The following is an 18,488-nucleotide window of genomic DNA, read 5'->3' as shown; positions in this document are numbered from 1 at the left end:
TAAAGGCCACTGTTGTCGTTGTTATGAGCTAAGCATGCAGAGCTTGCCCTGGCGATGGCAATAGTAAAATTCTGCAACGTGCCAGCATGAGCCACTATCTGCCGAATGGTGTTGGTTTATCTGGTACTAAGGTTCCAGCCGTTGAGCGGTAAGGCTCGAGCTCGGCACGCGCACAAATGCCAGCAGGTTTTTGCTGCGCTGATAGCGCCTCAGGCGTTCAGCCAACGGCTGAGGCAGGTCGGTGCAGGGGGAAAAGCCCAGGCGCAGGTAGAAGTCGCTGAGCTGCGGGTGGCAGAACAGCCAGACCGGTGCCGGGCAATCGAGCAACGCAGTCTCGATCAACTGGCGCGCGATGCCTTGCCCCTGCCGAGTGCTATCGACCAGAAGGCTGGTCAGCCAATGTCCGTGCGCGACCGGGTGCAGGCATAGCGCCGCGAGGATATCCCTGTCTTCGGCTACCCAGAGCTGGGCGCCGGCTGCGGCGCGCATGGCTGATCGTTGATTGCGGTAGAACTTGTCAGCCAGTGGCTTGAGCGAGGCGGGGAGTTGGCGGTAGTGCATTGCAGGTACTGTTGCGACGGTGAGTGGATGCCTGAGCGCAAGCGCGATGCTTACCTCAGACGGGTGCTTCAGGCGTTGGCGGCGTGGCTGCCGAGCAGGGTTTTCGCACCTTGCTTGTCTTTCTTGTCCGTACGCTTTTCGCTGGCGGTTTTCAGCGGCTTTTTCTTCACTTGTTTCTTCGAATCCATACCTTTGCTCATGATCTTCACCTCTGACAATGTCGTGGTTGAATGTTCTGGAGCGGGCCATCCCCTCGCGGTGAGGCGAGGCTGGTACTTGGAGTCTACGCCCATGCAGGGCGAATAGCTGAGGCGTTATTTGGGCGTCTGGATGCAGGACAGGGTTCGACTGGTTAACAGTTCACCGGCAAAATCGGTGGATGGCGGTGACAGCCTGAGCGTGCCGCCGCATCATGGGCTTAATTACGCCGTGTACGGCCTGCTTGCTGTGCGACTGTTGAACCCCTAAGCCGAGACGTTGATGGAACAAGCGCTGATTTATGCCGGCCAGAGCGTGCCTGGGCGGGTGCGTGGGCACAATGAAGATGCTCTGTTGTGTTGCCCACAGCTGAATCTGTGGGCGATTGCGGACGGCATGGGGGGGCATCAATGCGGCGAAGTGGCCAGTGCCCTGGCCTTACAAACGCTGCAGGCGGCCTGTGCCGAAGGCCAGGACTTGGTGACGGCGGTGCATGCGGCCAATCGCGAAATCCTCAGCGTGGCGCGTACCGGTGAGCAGCGCGGCATGGGCACGACCTTGGTGGCGGTACACTTTGTTGGCGCGGCCTTCAGCATTGCCTGGGTCGGTGATAGCCGCGCTTATCGGGTCAGCGCCGGGAAGATCGAGCGTCTGACCCGCGATCACAGCTGGGTGCAAACGATGATCGATGCCGGACAGATGAGCGCCGAAGCGGCGCGTAGCCATCCGCAGCGCAATGTCATTCTGCAGTGCCTGGGCCGTGATGATCAGCCGCTGGAAGTCGGCATGTTGCAAGGCTCGCTCGGTGAGCATGAGTTGCTGCTGCTGTGCAGCGACGGCCTGACTGGCGAGTTGGAAGACGCGCAGATCCAGCAGCTGTGCAGTAACGCTCAGACCCTCGATGAGCTGGTAGAACAGCTGCTGGCGCAGGCCAACCAACTGGGCGGCAAGGATAATATCTCCTGTATCGTGCTCGGCCGTGATGCGGCCACGCACAGCGTCGAGGCCAAACCGCGAGGTTTGCTCAGCCGCCTGTTTACCTCCCGCAAGCCCTAATTCGCCGGTGTGCACTGACCCCCATGACTGAACAATTGCTCGAAATCCCCGGTTATCAGGTGCATGGTCGCCTGGGTAAAGGCGGCATGGCCGAGGTGTACCTGGCCACGCAGGCGTCCCTGCAGCGCAAGGTGGCGATCAAGGTGCTGCTGAGCGCGGATGATCAGGCGTTCAGTCAGCGCTTTCTCAAGGAAGGCCACATTGTGGCGTCCCTGCATCACCCCTCGATCATCACCATCTATGACATCGACCAGCTCGCCGATGGTCGCCACTACCTGACTATGGAGTTCGTCCCGGGTGGCGATCTGGCGCAGCACAAGGGCGAGGTGTTCGACCTGCCGCGCGCGCTGCGTATCGTGCAGCAGGTGGCCAGCGGCCTGGCGGTGGTACATGACAAAGGCCTGGTACACCGCGATATCAAACCGGCCAACATCCTCTTTCGCAGCGACGGCACGGCGGTGATCACCGACTTTGGCGTGGCCAAGGAAGTCGAGCTGGACCATGACCTGACCCAGTTCGGCATCGCCGTCGGCAGCCCGTCCTACAGCAGCCCCGAACAGGCGCAGTGCCAGGCACTGGATGCGCGCAGTGATATCTACAGCTTGGGGGTGATCCTGCTGGAGATGCTCACGGGCAGTAATCCCTACCGCGCCGCCAACTACACCCAGACCGTGATGAACCACCTGCAGATGGACGTGCCGCAACTGCCGGCGCATTTGCAGAACTACCAGTGGTTGCTCGATCGCATGCTGGCGAAAGAGCCGGATGAGCGTTTTGCTGACTGCAAGGTGCTGCTTGCCAGCCTCGATGAGCTGACCCACGATGACCCGGACAGCACGCGCATCGCCCCCGCGCTGAGCCTGAGCAAACCGGCCAAACGCAAAACTGCGCGCAGTACGCTGTGGGTCTCGCTGCTGGCCGGCATCGTGTTGCTGGCCGGTGCTGCCAGCGGCGGTTATTACCTGTACCTGCAAAAACAGATCAGCGACTACCTGGCGCGTGCCGAGCTGCGCCTGCAGAACGGCAGCCTGCTGGAACCGCCGCAGGACAACGCCGATTACCTGTTCCGCCAGGTGCTGGCGCTGGATGCGGATAACCCGGAAGCTCTGGATGGCCTGGCGCGGGTGCTGCAGGCGCGGATCAACCAGTACTTGGCGTTGGCTGAGCAGCGTCTGGCTGATCAGCAGTTGCTGCTGCCTGAGGATGACAGTGCGACTTACTACTTCCGTCAGGTGTTGGCCTGGGAGCCCGATAATCTGCTGGCCCTGGCCGGAATCAACCGGGTGGCGCAGCGCTATATCGAGCAAAGCGAAGCCGCCTACAAGCGCCGCGAGTTTGCCCTGGCCTTGGCGCTGGTGCAGCAGGGCCTGGAAGTGGAGCCGGCCAACGAGCCGTTATTGCAGTTGCTGGATGGCCACGAGCAGCGTGTGCGCCTGGCCCAAACGCCGCGGCGCCGGCCGGCAGCTGCTGAACAGCCGGCACCGGTAAACCCCGTCAAGCGGTTATGGAACAACCTATTCGATTAAGTTTTTATGCTGGCATATTGCTACTGGCTAGATTGGCAGGCAGCATGCGCGCCTCGTCCACCGTGCCGTATATGAATACCCAGGTACGACGGGTTACAGCTGGTTGTTTAACCGATGTTGGCGGAGTGCGTAGATGCTCAAAATTCACTTCAGTGATAATCGTCAGGCCCCGATCTGGTTGGTCGACGAGCGTTTCACCATCGGCCAGGACAGCCGCAACAGCCTGGTGCTGGAAGACCCTAGCATCGCTTCGTTTCACGCGGAAATCCGTCAGGATCAGGGCTTCTATTACCTGACCGATGTGGGCAGTCCGAGCGGCTCTTTCGTCAATGACGAGCGCGTCAGCACGCGCTTCCAACTGCGCGCTGATGACCGTGTGCGCCTGGGGGAGGTGGAGCTGCAGTTGGTCGACCCGGCGCGCAGCAAGACCCACACCGAGCAAGCCGCGCGCTGGTACTTGCAGGTGATTCAGGGTGAACACGAAGGCAAGAAATTTCATATCAACGGCTCCATGACTTTTGGCCGTTCGGTGAAGTGCGAGCTGTGCTTCAGCGATCAGGAGTTATCGCGCCGTCACTGTGAGTTCTTCCTCAAGGATGACGTGCTAGAGGTCAAAGACCTGGCTTCGGCTAACGGCCTACTGGTCAACCAACAGAAGGTCACGACGGCGGTACTGCAGCCGGGCGATCAGTTGAAGATGGGCTCGGTGAGCCTGCTGGTGATCGGTCCGAAAAGCACCGTGGCGACAAGCGAGGATGAAGACGCCACGCTGTTTATGCGCGCGGTGGACCTGCCAAAACCGCTCAAAGCGGCGCCGCTTTCCAGCTCGCCGAACAACCAGTCCAACCCGCTGCGCACAAACGTGCAGGCCAACCCGCTGCGTGCAGCGCCGGCCAATGAATCCCCTGGCTTGAACAAGCCGTTGCTGGCGTTGGCTGGGCTGTTGGTAACCGGGTCGGTCGCGGCGGTGGTGGTGTTTGTTCTCTAGCTCTGGCGGGCTCTGCGCGCACTGCGCTGCTCGATTGGTGAATGGGCTGACTTGATACGACAGTGCCAGGTGGCAGCTTTGGCGTTAGGCTACGTCCTTTGCACTGCCATCCGCTGTTGGAGTCTCCGTGAAGCCATTGCTCCTGTTGCTACCTGCCTGTTGCCTGGCGCTTCAGCCGTTCAATGCCCTGGCGTGGTCCAACCACTCGCTGGGCAGTCAGCTGGCCTTGCAGAACCTGCCGCAGTTGCAGCGCACACTGACCTATGAACCGCTGCAGACCTTTCTGGACGCACAGGCGCCGGCAATCGAGCAATTGCTGGATGAGCAGGAAACCTTTGCCCGTGCGCATTTTCCGGACTATCCACCACGCCCTGATGATCTGCGATTCGAGGCCGCGAGCACCCTGCCTGAGCAGCGTCGTGCCGCGTTTCTGCAGGCATTGCGGGTCAACCCGCAGATTCGTCTGGCTGGTTTCGTTCAGCAATTGCCGGGGCAGGCCGATGACGGCCGGCCGCGTCTGGCTGCCGAGCAGGTGCTGGTGTTTCGCAAGATCGGCCCCTGGAGCCACTGGCGTTATCTGGCACTGCAGCCGGGTGAGGCGGTGAGTGCCGTGCAGGTGCTTAGCAGTGCGGCCGATGAGCCGGACTATGGCCACGATATCAACCTGTTCAGCGACAACCCAGGCGATTCCGGCGCGCGCTACAACTTCGGCGTGCAGCCCTTCGGCGATGCGCGCTTCGAGTATTCCTCCCAGGCGCCATTTCATATCGGTTATTACCACGAGCCGGAGTTGGTGCTTCAGGCAGCGCCTTATCTACGCCGCACCCTGCCGCACTGGCGCATCTACCAATACACCGGGCTGGCGCGGCTGGCCTTGGCCACTGGGCACGACTACTGGGGCTATCGCTTCCTCGGCTGGGCGCTGCACTACATGCAGGACCTGACCCAGCCCTACCACGCCAAGACCGTTCCGGGCTTCAGTACGCCAGAGCTGATGCTGATTGCGCTCAAAGGCGCAGCCGGTTACCCGCAAGACCGCCAAGCAGCGATTGCCCGCGTGGCGGATCGGCACACGGCCATCGAGGAGTATCAGCTGGAGCGCATGCAGCACCTGATGGACGAACAAACGCCAGCGCCCCTGTTGCAGGCGTATACGCAAGCGCCACCGGATGCGTATCCGACTTATTCGGTGGATTACGCGCAGCAGGTGGTGGCGGCCGAGTCCTATGCCACGGCGGATGCGCTGGATCCGGTGATTGGTCAGTGGTTGGCCCGCAAGCCCGCGGCTGCGCCAGGGTTTAGCGGGGGGAATCAGCTGACTCAGGCTCAAGCCGACCCGGTACTTGAGCAGATGTTGGTGGTGCTGTTTAAACGCTTTGGCGCACACACCCGCAACGTTGTGCAGACTACTTTGGCGCCCCCTGTGTCTGGCGTAACTGCGTCGGACTGAACCACAGTTCACGCCTCTGCAGCGGGGTGGCACTGGGCAATAGCGGGTTGGGCAGTTCGATCACCTGGCGTTCGGCGTCTTGCAGATGCGCCAGGCTGTTGGCGAATTGTTGCTTGAACAACTGCTCAAAGGAGCCGTCCGCGACGGCGCGCTCCATGCCGATGCGAACGGTTTCGGCCAGTTCCGGACGTCGCGGTGAAAAGAAGAAATACAACGCTGTGGGGTAGTGCAGCAGCACATGCGGGTCGGCGACCAACTGCTGTGCCCGTGGGTTTTGCAGCTCGGTACCGATTTCCAGAATCGATCGCGGGAAGTAATCAAAGCGCCGTGCCTGCAGCATATGAAACAGGCTGGCATAATTGGACGACACCACCACGGGTAAGCCCTGGCTTTGCAGAATGGCGGTATCGGGCCAGTCGTGGCCCTGGCCTGCCGTAAACTGGCGCAGGTCATCCAGGGTTCGCACGTGCTTGAGCAGGTCCACGCGCTCGCGGGGCAGCAACGCGACACGCCAACCGAATAACCCTTTGTCCAACGGTATGCGTACAGGCAGTAGGCGTTCTTCGCGCTCGCGGCTGGTCATGCTCCAGACCACATCCAGGTGTTTGTCGTGTTGCAAATCAACCAACGCACGTTCTTGCTCCATACTGGTGTGCGTGGGTACTAGACGCAGTGGGCTGCCGGCTTTATCCAGCGCCAAGCGTAACTGAGCCAGCATGTAGTTGGAGCGCGACTCATCACCGTCACTCCAGCGCGGGTAGTAAATGGCGGTCGCGTCACTCGCGTGCACGGGCAATAACAAACCGCACAGCAACAGGCATAACAGCCAGCGCCAGACGGTCTGTTGCAAGGGGAGTGGCATATCGATATGAATCCTTTCAATACCGGCCCGGCAGGGTTCAGTGGGCAGTGCGGCGCGCATTATGCCAGCCTGGCGTCGCGACCGTATGCCGTAGGTCGATTGCCATTGTCGACTCAGGCCCTGCTGCGCAAGAACGCTCCGTAGCCACGCGCCTGCCCCAGGTCGCTGGCGAATACGCCTTGCTGGTACGCGATACGCCCGTTGATCACAACAGCATCCACGGCGTCGCCACGGTTGACCATGCGCTGCAAGCCGCCGAAGGCCTCCATCGGCGCTTCCTGGTAGCTGGCCAGGGATTCATCCAGCGCACTGGGGTCAATGATTACCAGGTCGGCACGAGCGCCTTCGTAGAGCCTGCCGGCGTCAATGTTGAACCACTCACCCAGCTCGCCTGTCAGGCGCCAGATTGCCGTTTCAATCGGCATTACCGGTTGGCCGCGTAGCTCGGCATCGCGCACCAGTTTGAGCAGGCGCACACCGAAGTTGTAGAAGGCCATATTGCGGATATGCGCACCGGAGTCGGCAAAACCGATCAGCGTACTTGGCTCGCACACCAGCTTCTCCACCACCTCGGGGCGATGGTTGGCGATCAACGTGCGCCAGCGCAGGCGCGGGCCGTGGGCCACCAGCAGGTCGAGAAACAGATCGGCCGGGTGTTCATTACGGGCCTTGGCCAGTTCGCCAACGCTTTTGCCGACCACGCTGGCGTCCGGGCAGTCGACAATCCAGGCGTCGTCGAAGTCGCGGTGCCAGACCCGTGGGCCGAATTTCTTCTCCACGTCCTGGCGAAAGCGCAGGCGGTAGGCCGGGTCCTGGAACAGTTGACTGCGCATGTCGTGGTTGGCCAGGTGCAGCGCGGCCTGGCCGGCGGGAAACTCCTCGAAAACCACAAACTCCATGCCGTCGGCGTAGGTTTCAAACGGCACCGGCAGGGTTTGCCAACGGAAGTCGGCATGGGTCAGGCGATTGATCCAGCGGGTCAGTGGGCCAAGTACCGGGGCGAGCCACGGGTCGGCTTTGACATCCATCAGGGTGATCAGGGTGGTCTTCAGCGGCTTGCGCCACCAACCGCCGATGCTGTCCCAGAGAAAGGCCAGCACGTTGAGTTTGGTCACCAGGTTCGGCGCGCCCTGATGGATGCGTCCGCGCCGGCGCAGGATCTTGTTCAGCCGCGCGTACTCGGCCCAGGGTGCATACACCGAGGGTAGGGATTTCGAGCGCTGGCGGTCGCCATCGAGCTTGTCCCAAGGGTTGGTCATGCTCGACAGGCCGAGCAAACCGGCGTCCAACGCTTCTTCCAGCAAGCGTTCCATCTGCTGTAATTCACCCTCGGTGGGGCGTACGTTGGCGTCTACGGCGCGTTCCAGGCCAAGCACGGCAACGCGTAAATCAGAGTGGCCGAGGAAGGAGCAGATGTTCGGCCCCAGCGGATGCTGATCGAGAAAGGCGGCGAATTCGCTGGCGCTGTGCCAAGTCTTGCGTGCCTGCAGCAGCGGCAGGACATGCTCGCGCGGCACCGATTCGACGCGGGTGAACAGGTCCGAGCAGTCTTCCGGGCCGGACAACACCATGCTGATCGAGCAGCTGCCGATCATCACAGTGGTCACGCCATGGCGCACCGACTCCTTGAGCGCAGGGGCGGCCACCAGTTCGGCGTCGTAATGGGTGTGCATGTCGATAAAACCGGGTGTCACCCAGCGGTTTTGCGCATCGATCACCTGGCCACAATCGCTCTCATCCAGGGCGCTGGCGCTGATGCAGGCCAGCTTACCGTCACGGATGCCAAGGTGACGCACGACGCCGGGCGCGCCGGTGCCATCGAAAAACAGCGCGTTTTTGATCAGCACATCGAACATCGGCAAGCTCCTTGGCGAGTGATTCTGACCCGTCGAGCTTAGTCTGCCGTACGCCGTTGTTGTGAGGGTGTAAGTGAACAACCCTCGGTCAATTCGGCCACCTCGCCAAGCTGCTCAAGCGTTAAGGCGACGGCGTTCGGCGCTGATCTCCGGCATATCGGTACGCCGCATATAGGCCCGCAGCGGTTCGCTGATCGCCAGGCGGTCATCGATGTTCTGTTCCAGCAGCAGTTGCAGGCGCGCGCGGTCGAGGCTCATCAGTTCGCCGTCAAAGGCACGCCAGACGAATTCGCACGTAGGCGTGATGCTCTGTTCGAGCACGTCGAGGCCAAAGGAGTCTTCGGAAAAACGCACGATATAGCGCCCGGTCTTGGCATTGAAACCGACAAAGCCCTGTAGTTGGTCGGCAGCCGCGCAGATGCTGGCAGAGGTGATGCTCATGGGACCCTCGTCGATGGCAATGGATGTCATCGGCATAGGCTAAAGCGCTCTGGGCAGAGGATCTTGCGATGGATCAATAAGTGAGTGGATGGGCTGTTGGGCACCACGACCATTGCGGTCGTGATGCCTGGTGCGGTGTGGCTAGATCAACTTCTGCCGTGCGGCTTCTTCCAGGCTGCTCTGGGTCAGCTGGTTGAGGATGGGGTCAATCGATTCGTTGAAGGGCACCGCCACGATCAGTAGCAGTTGCATCCAGGTGGTGATGGTTTCGCGTTTCTCGATGCGCCCGAGCACCTTGCCGTCACCATCCTTGAAGGTGGTTTCCATGCTCAGTTCATTGCTGAACTTGCCCGGTATTACAAACAGGGTGAAGCCGGTGATAAAGGCGCTGGCCAGGCTGCCGCGCTCATGGTTGCTGACGCGCACGCTGATATAAATGTCGGCTTTCTGCTTGGCCGTGGTGACGTTGCTGAAACGCTTGCTGTCCTGGTACTGGGTAACGACCAGCTTTTCCAGATTGGCCTGGTTGAAGCCCCCTGCGCGAGTCTGATCATTGAACAGGTATTGGCTATCAACTTTGACGTAGGCCGACTGTGTAGGTTGCTCACTGGCGGTCAGCGGCCACTGTTCAACCTGGGCCAGGTCGTGGTGCGAGTAGGACAGACAGCCCGTTAGCGAAAGTAGGGCAGCGGCGAGTAGGGCGGTAAAGACGGCTTTCATGCGTGACATCCTTGTTAGGGGCGAGCGAGTTGACGGGTGCTGTCCTGCAGCAGTTGTTCAACCAGTTGGTTCAGCTGGTCTGAGCCGAGCGACATGTTGAAATAGTCGTTGTCCCAGAGGCCTGTGTTCTGGTCGAGCTTGACCTGCTGACGGCTGCTGGCGAGCAGCTTGCCCTGGACGTCGGTGATCGACAGTTCGCCGGCCAGGTCGTATTTGTCGACATAGATGGGGCCGTTGACCCAGATCCACACAGTCAGTGTCAGCAGGGCTCCGGGGAAATAGGCTGGATGCGGTGTGCGCTTGCCTTTGAGCGAAGTTAGGTTGAGTTTGAGCAGCACATCCTGTTCGCCTAGGGTGGCGGGGAAGCTGATCACCTTGGCGAAGTACTCGCCCCGCTCGATGCGGTTACTCAGTTGTTCGGTGAACTGGCTGCTCAGGGTTTTGCGCAGGTTGTCGTTGATCTTGTTGTCGGTGATCTGTACGTCATCGACCATCACGGCGCGGGGCTGGGTGTAACTGGCGGGCTGCTTGGGGTCGCCAATCGGGCCGGCTGGGGTGAAGGATACGCAGCCGGTCAGGCTAAGGCTGAACAGCGCGGCTACAAGGTAATGCAGAGTTTTCATGGCTCATCCTTGATTGGGTGTTGCACGGCGATAGGCCACGCCAGGCAGCACATGGATACTGCCTGGCGTAGCGGGAAAGCGGGGGAGGGACTAACGGGTGCTGGAGAAGGCGCTGATCTTGCCGAATGGCGAACTTTGCATGCCCACCTTGACCGCCATCAGCGGCGAGTTGTTGACCCAGACATCGTCGATCACGATGGTTTCACCGATGTCGTCGTTATCGGCGGCTACCAGTAGGTAGTAAGTGCCGTCTTCGGCGGCTTCACCATCCCAGCTCAGGCTGATCTGCCCGACCACGGCCTCGGCACGCGAGGGCTTGTCGGCAATCACTGCGCCGTAGGCATCCAGCAGCATGGCGCGTGGTTTCAGGGCATATTTGCTGACGCCCATGCAGGGGTCGTTGCACAGTGAGTGCACGTTGAGCGTGTAGCGCTCGCCCTTTTTCAGCTGCAGGGAAAAGATCCGGTAGTTGGAGATCGAGCTGCCGAAGTCCAGGCGCGGCTCATCGGCGCTGATCGGCCACTGTGGTGCCAACAGGCCCGGGTTGAGCGGCAGCGGGATGGCCTGAGTGTTGTGGATGGCTTCCAGGGCGCTCTTGGCCATGGGACTTTTGCCCGCCTTGACGTCTTGCTGGTAGGTCGTCTGCGGGTTGCTGGCGCAGGCGCCAAGCAGCAGGCAAGCGGCCAGAATCAGAAACTTGTGCACGGTAAAACTCCTGTGTGACAACGTCCTTGTGTACACGCCGGGCGCTGGTGGCGCGGCGGGCGGCGATTCTACCCGCTTTGCGGGGCGCGGGCAGTGGTTAATCGACCGATTCGACGAACTGCGCACATTGATGGGGCAGTTGGTGGGCCCGCAGCGCATCCTGCACGGCGGGCCTGGTCAGTCTTTGTTTAGCCGGAAAGCCCGACGTAGACGTTCTGCACGTCATCGTGTGCGTCGAGGGCTTCGAGGAAGGCTTCGACTTCTTCCAGTTGTTCTGCAGTCAGGCTGTTCACCGGGTTTTTCGGGATATAGCCGATCTTCGCCGAGTTGACGCTGAAACCCTGTTCCGGCAGTGCGCGGCACACGGCGTCGAGGTCAGTCGGCTCAGTGATAAACAGGGTGTTGCCTTCATCGGCTGGCTCGAAATCCTGAGCGCCGGCTTCGATGGCGGCCATTTCCGGGTCGGCATCGCTCTCGGTACTGGCTTCGATCATGCCCACGTGGTCGAAATCCCAGGTCACCGAGCCGGAAGCGCCCATCTGGCCCTTGCGGAACAGCACGCGGACTTCTGCCACAGTGCGGTTGATGTTGTCGGTCAGGCACTCGATGATCACCGGCACCTGATGCGGGGCGAAACCCTCGTAGGTGGCGGAATGGAAGGTTACGGTGTCGCCCAAAAGGCCGGCGCCTTTCTTGATCGCCCGCTCGAGCGTTTCCTTGGGCATCGAGGCTTTTTTCGCTTGATGGATGGCCAGGCGCAGCTTGGGGTTCAGGTCCGGGTCGGCGCCGTTGCGGGCGGCGATCATGATTTCCTTGACCAAGCGGCCGAAGATCTTGCCTCTGGCGTTGGCCGCGGCTTCTTTAGGTTTGGCTTTCCACTGGGCGCCCATGGGTTTTCTCGTCGTTGCGGGTTAATAGGTGGGTCTCGAACCTGCTGTGCGCCGGTGATTAGGCGTTAACAATGGTCGCGCTTGCGCAGCGCAAGATCCGAAACAAATTCTAAAGGCTGCGATTCTAGCCCTTCGAGGCGCTGGCGGCACCTGTGGCGCTGCAATCTGCCGATCAGTGTTGTGCTGTACGGCTTATTTGCCGGGTTTCTGTATGGGCGTTATGGCGTTGCTGGCCGCTTTAATAAGCGCTGATTGATTAATCTGGAGCGTCCATGCAACCCAAGGATTTACTGCTGGCCCTGGTGGTGATCATCGTCTGGGGCATGAATTTTGTGGTGATCAAGATCGGCCTGCATGAGATGCCGCCGATGCTGCTGGGCGCGTTGCGCTTTCTTCTGGCGGCCTTTCCTGCCGTGCTGTTTATCAAGCGGCCACAGATTCCGCTGCGTTGGCTGCTGGCCTATGGCGTGACCATCTCGCTGGGGCAGTTTGCCTTTCTGTTCTCGGCCATGTCCGTTGGCATGCCGGCTGGCCTAGCGTCGCTGGTGCTGCAATCGCAGGCGCTGTTTACCCTGCTGTTTGCTGTGCTGTTGCTGGGTGAGCGTTTTCGCCTGGCCAATCTGTTCGGCCTGCTGGTGGCGGCCGGTGGGTTGCTGCTGATTGGCTCGCAGGGTAATGGCCTGATGACCCTGGCCGGTTTTCTACTGACCTTATGCGCTGCCGCCATGTGGGCGCTGGGCAATATCGTGACGCGCAAGCTGGGCAAGGTGAATCTGGTGGGCTTGGTGGTGTGGGGTAGCCTGGTACCGCCGTTGCCGTTTTTTGCGCTGTCCTGGCTGATGGAAGGCCCTGAGGTAATCGAGTCTGCGCTGCGCGGCTTTAGCCTGGATACCTTGCTGGTGCTGGTCTACCTGGCATTCGGCGCGACCATTCTGGGCTATGGCCTGTGGAGCCGCTTACTGTCGCGCTACCCAGCCAGCCAGGTGGCGCCGTTCTCGCTGCTGGTGCCAGTAGTCGGACTGACCTCATCGGCATTGCTGCTTGATGAGCGCCTGAGCAGCCTGCAGCTAGTCGGTGCGCTGTTGGTGATGCTCGGTTTGCTGCTGAATTTTTGCGGCGGTTGGTTGCAGGAGCGTTTGCGCGCGCGTTGGGCTTAACGTTTACCCATGGCGCGGCGAGTCCCACTTGGCGCTGGGCCAATCTTCTTTTCGTGGCTCGACTTGTTGCCCTTCTGGTGCCAGGGCTGATCGTCTTGTTTGCCTGAAGCGGCTTTGGCTGCGCCGAACAGCGAGGCAAAGCCGCTGGCTTTAACCGCGTTGGTGGCGTTGCTCTCGCTGGTGGACGGCGCGGCGCTGTCGGCAGACTGAACGGCGAGGGTGGGTTCAGCTGCTGGAATCTGGGTCATGGCGAGGTCCGCGGGTGCGAGAAGAAAAGGCCGGCGAGTATACCTGGCTATTGCCCGAGGTTCTGGACTGTTGGTCAGTGGCGTGGTGCCCGATGGGCGCTGCGCGAAAATAGGATTCGCCGGGCCGAGCGGCCCAGCGAAGAGGCAGGATCAGTCCTGGCGGCTGGTCACTTCCAGCAGGTGATAACCGAACTGGGTCTTCACCGGGCCTTGCACCACGTTGATTGGTGCGCTGAATACTACGGTGTCGAATTCCTTGACCATCTGGCCTGGGCCGAACGAGCCGAGGTCACCGCCGCTGCGGCTGGACGGGCAGCTGGAGTTGTCTTTGGCGACTTGGGCGAAGTCGGCACCGCCTTCGATTGCGGCTTTCAGTTCGTTGCACTTGTCTTCGCTGGCAACCAGGATGTGACGGGCAGTGGCGCGGGCCATGGGAATTACTCCTTATAAAGAAGCGGCAAAGCCTACCGGAATCGTTAGGTTATTCAAACGCTGGGCGTGCGACGTTTATCGGTTGAGTAATAAAAGCTGCCTGGAGCGCTGATTCACGCCGCGTTGCGTTGAACCCTGAATGGCGTGCATAAAAAAGGCTTACCCATGGGTAAGCCTTTTGTTGTTTCGGCCAGCGTTTAGCTGCGTTGTTGCTCAGCTTGGCAAGCGGCGGCGGTGAACAGCACATCGGTGGAGGAGTTCAGCGCGGTTTCTGCTGAGTCCTGCACTATGCCGATAATAAAGCCGACGGCGACCACCTGCATGGCTACATCATTGGGGATGCCGAACAGGCTGCACGCCAACGGGATCAGCAGCAGTGAGCCACCGGCCACGCCCGACGCGCCGCAGGCGCTGATCGAGGCGAGTAGGCTGAGCAGCAGGGCAGTCGGCAGATCGACAGCGATGCCCAGGGTGTGTACGGCGGCCATGGTCAGTACGGTGATGGTGATCGCTGCGCCGGCCATGTTGATGGTCGCGCCCAGTGGGATCGACACCGAGTAGGTTTCCTCATGCAGGCCCAGACGCTGGCAGAGCTGCAGGTTGACCGGGATATTGGCCGCCGAACTGCGTGTGAAGAACGCGGTCAGGCCACTTTCGCGCAGGCAGGTCAGTACCAGCGGGTAGGGGTTGCGACGGGTTTTGAAGTAGACAATCGCCGGGTTGGTCACCAGGGCGACAAACAGCATGCAACCGACCAGGACCAGCAGCAGGTGCAGGTAATCGAGCAGAGCGGACATGCCCGACTCGGCCAGCGTGGCTGCAACCAGGCCGAAAACCCCCAGTGGTGCCAGGCGAATCACCAGTTTTACGATGCTGGTTACTGCGTCGGAGAGGTCAGCGAGCATTTGCTTGCTGCTTGGGCTGGCGTGGCGGAAAGCAAATCCCAGGGCAATGGCCCAGGCCAGGATGCCGATAAAGTTGCCTTTGAGCAGGGCGTTGATCGGGTTATCCACCACATTCAGCAGCAGGGTTTTCAGCACTTCGCTGATGCCGCCGGGTGGCGACAGCTCGGCGCTGTTGCTCACCAAGGTCAGGCTGGACGGGAAGGCAAAGCTGGCGGCTACTGCGATCAGCGCTGCGCTGAAGGTGCCGATCAGGTACAGCAGCAGAATCGGTTTGATATGGGTCTGCTGGCCTTGCTGATGGTTGGCAATCGATGCAGCCACCAGTACGAATACCAGCACCGGAGCCACGGCCTTCAGCGCCGAGACGAACACCTTGCCGAGGAAGCTGACGCTCGCTGCGGCTTCAGGCAGGAGCAGCGCCAGGGCGATACCGGCCACCAGGCCGATAGCGATTTGCAGCACCAGGCTGGTGCGGTTGAGCAGTTGGACAAGCGGGTGTTGGGCAGTGGTCATGACATGCATCTCTACTTGGCGGGCAGGCCTGCGATCTCTTCATATTGCCTGCGGGGCTTGGGGCGCCGGGGGCTGGATGCATGGCTGCGGTGCGCGTTATGAGGCTTTTCGCGGGGGATGAAACAAGGCCACGCTGAAAAATAGCGCGCGACTCTACCACAGTGATCCGCTGTTAAGCGCTGGTGCAGTGCCAGCGCCGCCCAGCGGCAGTCATGCCTATCAACCGGCCGTCAGGCGGGCTAGGCTAGGGCCTTTGCGAGGCCATGAGGTGGTTATGTCCAACGAAGATGCGAACGCTATGGCGGTTGAAACCCTGACGATCGTCGAAGCGCGGGTACTGGGTTGCTTGATCGAAAAGCAGCTGACCACCCCCGAAGCCTATCCCCTGACGCTGAATGCCCTGGTGCTGGCCTGCAATCAGAAAACCAGTCGCGAGCCGGTGCTCAACCTTACCGCCGGCCAGGTCGGCCAGGCTCTGCGCAGCCTGGAGGGGCGTGAAATGGCGCGCCTGGTGATGGGGAGCCGAGCGGATCGCTGGGAACACCGCGCCGACAAAGCGCTGGAGCTGGTGGCGGCGCAGGTGGTGCTGATCGGTCTGTTGCTGCTGCGAGGCCCGCAGACCATCAACGAGCTGCTGACCCGCAGCAGCCGCATGCATGATTTTGATGATGCCGAGCAGGTGCAGCATCACCTTGAGCGCCTGATCAGCCGCGAACTGGCCTGCCTGTTGCCACGCCAGTCGGGGCAGCGTGAAGACCGTTATATGCATGTGCTGGGTGACCCAACGGATTTGCAGGCGGTATTGGCAGCCAGAGCCAGTGAGCCGCAGCGCGCGACGGCGGGGGGGCAGCAGGATGAGCGCCTGGAAGCTTTGGAGGCGCGGATTGCGGCGCTGGAAGAGCGCTTGGCGCAGTTGGAGTCGCCTGCGCAATAAACAAAAAAGGTGCTCGATTGAGCACCTTTTTTGTATTGCCTATTAGCTGTAATCAGCTAAAGCGCAGGCCTGGTGTACGTTCAGCACCACCTTCAGCGACACGGTTTGCGCCAGTGCGGTCGGCACCGTCTTCGGCTACACGCAGACGCTCTTGCAGGCGATCAGCACCCCCTTCAGCGACGCGGTTAGCGCCAGTGCGGTCGGCACCGTCTTCGGCTACACGCAGACGCTCTTGCAGGCGATCAGCACCACCTTCAGCGACACGGTTTGCGCCAGTGCGGTCGGCACCGTCTTCGGCCACACGCAGGCGCTCTTGCAGGCGATCGGCACCGCCTTCAGCGACACGGTTTGCGCCAGTGCGGTCGGCACCGTCTTCGGCCACACGCAGGCGCTCTTGCAGGCGATCAGCGCCACCTTCGGCGACACGGTTTGCGCCAGTGCGGTCGGCACCGTCTTCGGCTACACGCAGGCGCTCTTGCAGACGATCAGCACCGCCTTCGGCGATACGGTTTGCACCAGTGCGATCAGCACCGCCTTCAGTTTGCAGGTTGCTACCAAAACCCATCAGGGTTTTTACGCTGCTGTCCTGCTTTTCACCCAGCAGTGGCTGCGGGTTGTTCTGTGGCAGGGCAAAGGCGCTGATGGACAGGCTGCTCAGGATCAGGGCGGTGAGAATTTGCTTTTTCATGTTCAGGCTCCTCGTAAGGGCGGGTGTAAGTGAGTACGGAGCCAATCATACGGATGAAAATTTGATGAAGAAGTGCAGGCTGGGCATGGTAATCATCGACGGCATCGATAGTTGAATTAATAGTTTATTTATCATGTAGTTATATTTATTTTTGAGTGTCTATACGATGGTTTTTGGAGCGATTGTGCATGATCATTAATATCTAATTAGTCGATACATTTGACTGCGTAGCTTGCGCGTCAGGTATCGGGTGTGGCTTTGCTTGAAATATCGAACGGCTGGTGCGTATTTTGTGCGCCTCGCCGTGCAACTGCGGCCTCTTGCATCAATAAGGACAACAGCAAATGAGTACCCTCGACCGCACCGCCCTGGCTGAGTTGCTGCGTGGTGTTGATGAAGTTGAATGTGTAACGCCTGATCTCAACGGTGTGCCGCGCGGCAAGGTGATGACGGCTGAGGGTTTTCTGGAGGGACGGCGCTTGCAGTTAGCGCGCGGGGTATTGCTGCAATGCATCATGGGTGGCTATCCGGCGCCGTGTTATTACGGCAGTGATGACGGTGACCTGGCCTTGAATGCAGAACCGACACAGATTCATCGGCTGCCCTGGAGTGAAACGTCGCGCGCACTGGCCATCTGTGATGCTGATGAACTGGATGGACGTAGTTCCGGGTTGTCGACCCGCGGCCTGCTTAAGCAGGTAATTGCGCGTTACGCCAGTCATGGCTGGCAGCCGGTGGTGGCGACCGAACTGGAGTTTTTCGTGTTTGCCCGCAATGCCGACCCGCTGCAGCCATTTCAGCCGCCGCTCGGGCTAGATGGTCGGCGTGAAGACGGCGGCTCGGCCTTCGGTGTGAGTTCCAACAACGGGCTGCGTCCGTTCTTCCGTGAGGTTAATCAGTGCATGGCGGCGCTAGGGTTGCCGCGCGATACCTTTATGCATGAGATGGGCGTAAGCCAGTTTGAAATTAACCTGCTGCACGGCGATCCGCTGCTGCTGGCGGATCAGACCTTTCTGTTCAAACACCTGCTCAAGGAGGTCGCGCTCAAGCATGGGCTCACTGTGGTATGCATGGCCAAGCCGCTGGCGCATACCCCGGGCAGCTCCATGCATATTCATCAGAGTGTGGTGGAGCAGGGCAGTGGGCAGAATATCTTCAGCGCGGCCGATGGCCAGGCAACGTCGGCGTTCTATCAATTTATTGCCGGTCAGCAGGCCGCTATGGCTGATTTCACTCTGCTGTTTGCCCCGCATGTAAATTCCTATCAGCGCCTTTGTCATCCTTATGCGTCGCCGAACAATGCCTGCTGGTCGGAGGATAATCGCGCCGCAGGCCTGCGCATTCCGGCCAGTGCGCCAGTGGCGCGGCGGGTGGAAAACCGCTTGCCGGGCGCCGATGCCAATCCTTATCTGGCGCTGGCGGCGAGCCTTGCGGCGGGTTTGTATGGGATTGAACAGCAGCTGCAGCCCAGTGCGCCGATCCAGGGTGAGTTCGAAGTCCCGGACGAATTGGCGCTACCCTGTACCATGCATGCCGCGATCGAGCGTCTCAAGCGCAGTGCACTGGCGCAGGAACTGTTTGGTGCCGAGTTCATCGAAGGCTACATCGCCAGCAAGACGCTGGAACTCACCAGTTTCTTTGATGAAATTACCCCGTGGGAGCGCCGCGTGTTGGCGGCCCATGCCTAGAGTCTGACCGCCGAGCAGGGTTTCGGCGGCTTTTATGGAGACACCTG

The 18,488-nt window shown here is 60.6% G+C and carries 20 protein-coding genes; 7 read left to right on the top strand and 13 right to left on the bottom strand.

The window, feature by feature from the left end:
- Positions 1-126: 126 nt before the first annotated feature.
- Together ALTER154_RS02915 and ALTER154_RS20950 are read right to left on the bottom strand one after the other, a co-directional pair.
- Positions 127-561: a GNAT family N-acetyltransferase gene (locus tag ALTER154_RS02915; RefSeq protein ID WP_160085180.1), complete on the bottom strand. Its 435-nt coding sequence runs from the start codon at positions 559-561 to the stop codon at positions 127-129.
- Positions 562-629: 68 nt separating this feature from the next.
- A complete protein-coding gene (locus ALTER154_RS20950; protein WP_256665405.1) occupies positions 630-761 on the bottom strand; it encodes a hypothetical protein in 132 nt (43 codons plus the stop codon).
- Between the two features lie 280 nt (positions 762-1,041).
- Between ALTER154_RS20950 and ALTER154_RS02910 the strand changes: the two genes are divergently transcribed.
- The 4 genes from ALTER154_RS02910 (at position 1,042) to ALTER154_RS02895 (ending at position 5,779) form a co-directional block, all read left to right on the top strand.
- Positions 1,042-1,815 (top strand): PP2C family serine/threonine-protein phosphatase, encoded by a 774-nt coding sequence (locus tag ALTER154_RS02910; protein WP_160085179.1) that lies wholly within the window; start codon positions 1,042-1,044, stop codon positions 1,813-1,815.
- Positions 1,816-1,838: 23 nt separating this feature from the next.
- Positions 1,839-3,341 (top strand): serine/threonine-protein kinase, encoded by a 1,503-nt coding sequence (locus ALTER154_RS02905; protein WP_160085178.1) that lies wholly within the window; start codon positions 1,839-1,841, stop codon positions 3,339-3,341.
- Positions 3,342-3,474: 133 nt separating this feature from the next.
- Positions 3,475-4,329, top strand: coding sequence for an FHA domain-containing protein (locus ALTER154_RS02900; protein WP_160085177.1), 855 nt, complete (start codon positions 3,475-3,477; stop codon positions 4,327-4,329).
- A 136-nt stretch (positions 4,330-4,465) separates the two neighbouring features.
- Positions 4,466-5,779 (top strand): phospholipase, encoded by a 1,314-nt coding sequence (locus ALTER154_RS02895; protein WP_160089984.1) that lies wholly within the window; start codon positions 4,466-4,468, stop codon positions 5,777-5,779.
- On the opposite strand, the gene ALTER154_RS02890 is transcribed toward ALTER154_RS02895, so the two are convergent.
- The 7 genes from ALTER154_RS02890 to ALTER154_RS02860 all read right to left on the bottom strand — a co-directional run bounded on the left by ALTER154_RS02890 (position 5,736) and on the right by ALTER154_RS02860 (position 11,876).
- Positions 5,736-6,641, bottom strand: a complete 906-nt coding sequence (locus tag ALTER154_RS02890; protein ID WP_218585072.1) for a hypothetical protein — start codon at positions 6,639-6,641, stop codon at positions 5,736-5,738. The two genes, ALTER154_RS02895 and ALTER154_RS02890, sit on opposite strands and share 44 nt — an antisense overlap.
- Positions 6,642-6,754: 113 nt before the next feature.
- On the bottom strand, positions 6,755-8,497 hold the full coding sequence (locus ALTER154_RS02885; protein WP_256665404.1) for an amidohydrolase family protein: 1,743 nt from the start codon (positions 8,495-8,497) through the stop codon (positions 6,755-6,757).
- A 114-nt stretch (positions 8,498-8,611) separates the two neighbouring features.
- On the bottom strand, positions 8,612-8,938 hold the full coding sequence (locus ALTER154_RS02880) for a DUF2025 family protein (RefSeq protein WP_160085175.1): 327 nt from the start codon (positions 8,936-8,938) through the stop codon (positions 8,612-8,614).
- Between the two features lie 141 nt (positions 8,939-9,079).
- Positions 9,080-9,658 (bottom strand): hypothetical protein, encoded by a 579-nt coding sequence (locus tag ALTER154_RS02875; RefSeq protein WP_160085174.1) that lies wholly within the window; start codon positions 9,656-9,658, stop codon positions 9,080-9,082.
- A 14-nt stretch (positions 9,659-9,672) separates the two neighbouring features.
- Entirely contained in the window at positions 9,673-10,281 is a 609-nt protein-coding gene (locus tag ALTER154_RS02870; RefSeq protein ID WP_160085173.1) for a hypothetical protein, read from the bottom strand.
- 90 nt (positions 10,282-10,371) lie between these two features.
- The gene (locus ALTER154_RS02865; protein ID WP_256665403.1) at positions 10,372-10,986 is read right to left on the bottom strand and encodes a hypothetical protein; all 615 of its coding nucleotides are present in this window, start codon (positions 10,984-10,986) and stop codon (positions 10,372-10,374) included.
- 188 nt (positions 10,987-11,174) lie between these two features.
- Positions 11,175-11,876 (bottom strand): YebC/PmpR family DNA-binding transcriptional regulator, encoded by a 702-nt coding sequence (locus ALTER154_RS02860; RefSeq protein ID WP_160085172.1) that lies wholly within the window; start codon positions 11,874-11,876, stop codon positions 11,175-11,177.
- A 272-nt stretch (positions 11,877-12,148) separates the two neighbouring features.
- On the opposite strand from ALTER154_RS02860, the gene ALTER154_RS02855 reads away from it, so the two are divergent.
- Positions 12,149-13,033 (top strand): EamA family transporter, encoded by an 885-nt coding sequence (locus tag ALTER154_RS02855; RefSeq protein WP_160085171.1) that lies wholly within the window; start codon positions 12,149-12,151, stop codon positions 13,031-13,033.
- Here the strand turns inward: ALTER154_RS02855 and ALTER154_RS02850 are convergent.
- From ALTER154_RS02850 to sstT, 3 genes are all read right to left on the bottom strand, one after another.
- A complete protein-coding gene (locus ALTER154_RS02850; protein ID WP_160085170.1) occupies positions 13,030-13,281 on the bottom strand; it encodes a hypothetical protein in 252 nt (83 codons plus the stop codon). The two genes, ALTER154_RS02855 and ALTER154_RS02850, sit on opposite strands and share 4 nt — an antisense overlap.
- 150 nt (positions 13,282-13,431) lie before the next feature.
- Positions 13,432-13,713, bottom strand: coding sequence for a peptidylprolyl isomerase (locus tag ALTER154_RS02845; RefSeq protein ID WP_090248458.1), 282 nt, complete (start codon positions 13,711-13,713; stop codon positions 13,432-13,434).
- A 197-nt stretch (positions 13,714-13,910) separates the two neighbouring features.
- The gene (gene sstT / locus ALTER154_RS02840) at positions 13,911-15,131 is read right to left on the bottom strand and encodes a serine/threonine transporter SstT (RefSeq protein WP_160085169.1); all 1,221 of its coding nucleotides are present in this window, start codon (positions 15,129-15,131) and stop codon (positions 13,911-13,913) included.
- 274 nt (positions 15,132-15,405) lie between these two features.
- Here sstT and ALTER154_RS02835 point away from each other — a divergent pair, with 274 nt between their 5' ends.
- Entirely contained in the window at positions 15,406-16,065 is a 660-nt protein-coding gene (locus tag ALTER154_RS02835) for a YceH family protein (RefSeq protein WP_160085168.1), read from the top strand.
- 52 nt (positions 16,066-16,117) lie between these two features.
- Here ALTER154_RS02835 and ALTER154_RS02830 read toward each other — a convergent pair whose 3' ends face one another.
- Positions 16,118-16,753 (bottom strand): phage infection protein, encoded by a 636-nt coding sequence (locus tag ALTER154_RS02830; protein ID WP_160085167.1) that lies wholly within the window; start codon positions 16,751-16,753, stop codon positions 16,118-16,120.
- 446 nt (positions 16,754-17,199) lie between these two features.
- Here ALTER154_RS02830 and ALTER154_RS02825 point away from each other — a divergent pair, with 446 nt between their 5' ends.
- Positions 17,200-18,441, top strand: coding sequence for a glutamine synthetase family protein (locus ALTER154_RS02825; protein ID WP_178126355.1), 1,242 nt, complete (start codon positions 17,200-17,202; stop codon positions 18,439-18,441).
- Positions 18,442-18,488 lie beyond the last annotated feature (47 nt).

This window comes from Pseudomonas sp. 9AZ (assembly GCF_902506525.1).
In the GTDB taxonomy this organism is placed as follows: domain Bacteria; phylum Pseudomonadota; class Gammaproteobacteria; order Pseudomonadales; family Pseudomonadaceae; genus Aquipseudomonas; species Aquipseudomonas peli.
The sequence above is the reverse complement of the archived record's forward strand: the minus strand, read 5'-3'. Positions and strand labels throughout refer to the sequence as shown.

Bases quoted from the DNA above. Each gene is read 5' to 3' on its own strand.
- ALTER154_RS02915 (WP_160085180.1), bottom strand. From the start codon at position 561: ATGCACTACCGCCAACTCCCCGCCTCGCTCAAGCCACTGGCTGACAAG.
- ALTER154_RS20950 (WP_256665405.1), bottom strand. From the start codon at position 761: ATGAGCAAAGGTATGGATTCGAAGAAACAAGTGAAGAAAAAGCCGCTG.
- ALTER154_RS02910 (WP_160085179.1), top strand. From the start codon at position 1,042: ATGGAACAAGCGCTGATTTATGCCGGCCAGAGCGTGCCTGGGCGGGTG.
- ALTER154_RS02905 (WP_160085178.1), top strand. From the start codon at position 1,839: ATGACTGAACAATTGCTCGAAATCCCCGGTTATCAGGTGCATGGTCGC.
- ALTER154_RS02900 (WP_160085177.1), top strand. From the start codon at position 3,475: ATGCTCAAAATTCACTTCAGTGATAATCGTCAGGCCCCGATCTGGTTG.
- ALTER154_RS02890 (WP_218585072.1), bottom strand. From the start codon at position 6,641: ATGCCACTCCCCTTGCAACAGACCGTCTGGCGCTGGCTGTTATGCCTG.
- ALTER154_RS02885 (WP_256665404.1), bottom strand. From the start codon at position 8,497: ATGTTCGATGTGCTGATCAAAAACGCGCTGTTTTTCGATGGCACCGGC.
- ALTER154_RS02880 (WP_160085175.1), bottom strand. From the start codon at position 8,938: ATGAGCATCACCTCTGCCAGCATCTGCGCGGCTGCCGACCAACTACAG.
- ALTER154_RS02875 (WP_160085174.1), bottom strand. From the start codon at position 9,658: ATGAAAGCCGTCTTTACCGCCCTACTCGCCGCTGCCCTACTTTCGCTA.
- ALTER154_RS02870 (WP_160085173.1), bottom strand. From the start codon at position 10,281: ATGAAAACTCTGCATTACCTTGTAGCCGCGCTGTTCAGCCTTAGCCTG.
- ALTER154_RS02860 (WP_160085172.1), bottom strand. From the start codon at position 11,876: ATGGGCGCCCAGTGGAAAGCCAAACCTAAAGAAGCCGCGGCCAACGCC.
- ALTER154_RS02855 (WP_160085171.1), top strand. From the start codon at position 12,149: ATGCAACCCAAGGATTTACTGCTGGCCCTGGTGGTGATCATCGTCTGG.
- ALTER154_RS02850 (WP_160085170.1), bottom strand. From the start codon at position 13,281: ATGACCCAGATTCCAGCAGCTGAACCCACCCTCGCCGTTCAGTCTGCC.
- ALTER154_RS02845 (WP_090248458.1), bottom strand. From the start codon at position 13,713: ATGGCCCGCGCCACTGCCCGTCACATCCTGGTTGCCAGCGAAGACAAG.
- sstT (WP_160085169.1), bottom strand. From the start codon at position 15,131: ATGACCACTGCCCAACACCCGCTTGTCCAACTGCTCAACCGCACCAGC.
- ALTER154_RS02835 (WP_160085168.1), top strand. From the start codon at position 15,406: ATGTCCAACGAAGATGCGAACGCTATGGCGGTTGAAACCCTGACGATC.
- ALTER154_RS02830 (WP_160085167.1), bottom strand. From the start codon at position 16,753: ATGAAAAAGCAAATTCTCACCGCCCTGATCCTGAGCAGCCTGTCCATC.
- ALTER154_RS02825 (WP_178126355.1), top strand. From the start codon at position 17,200: ATGACGGCTGAGGGTTTTCTGGAGGGACGGCGCTTGCAGTTAGCGCGC.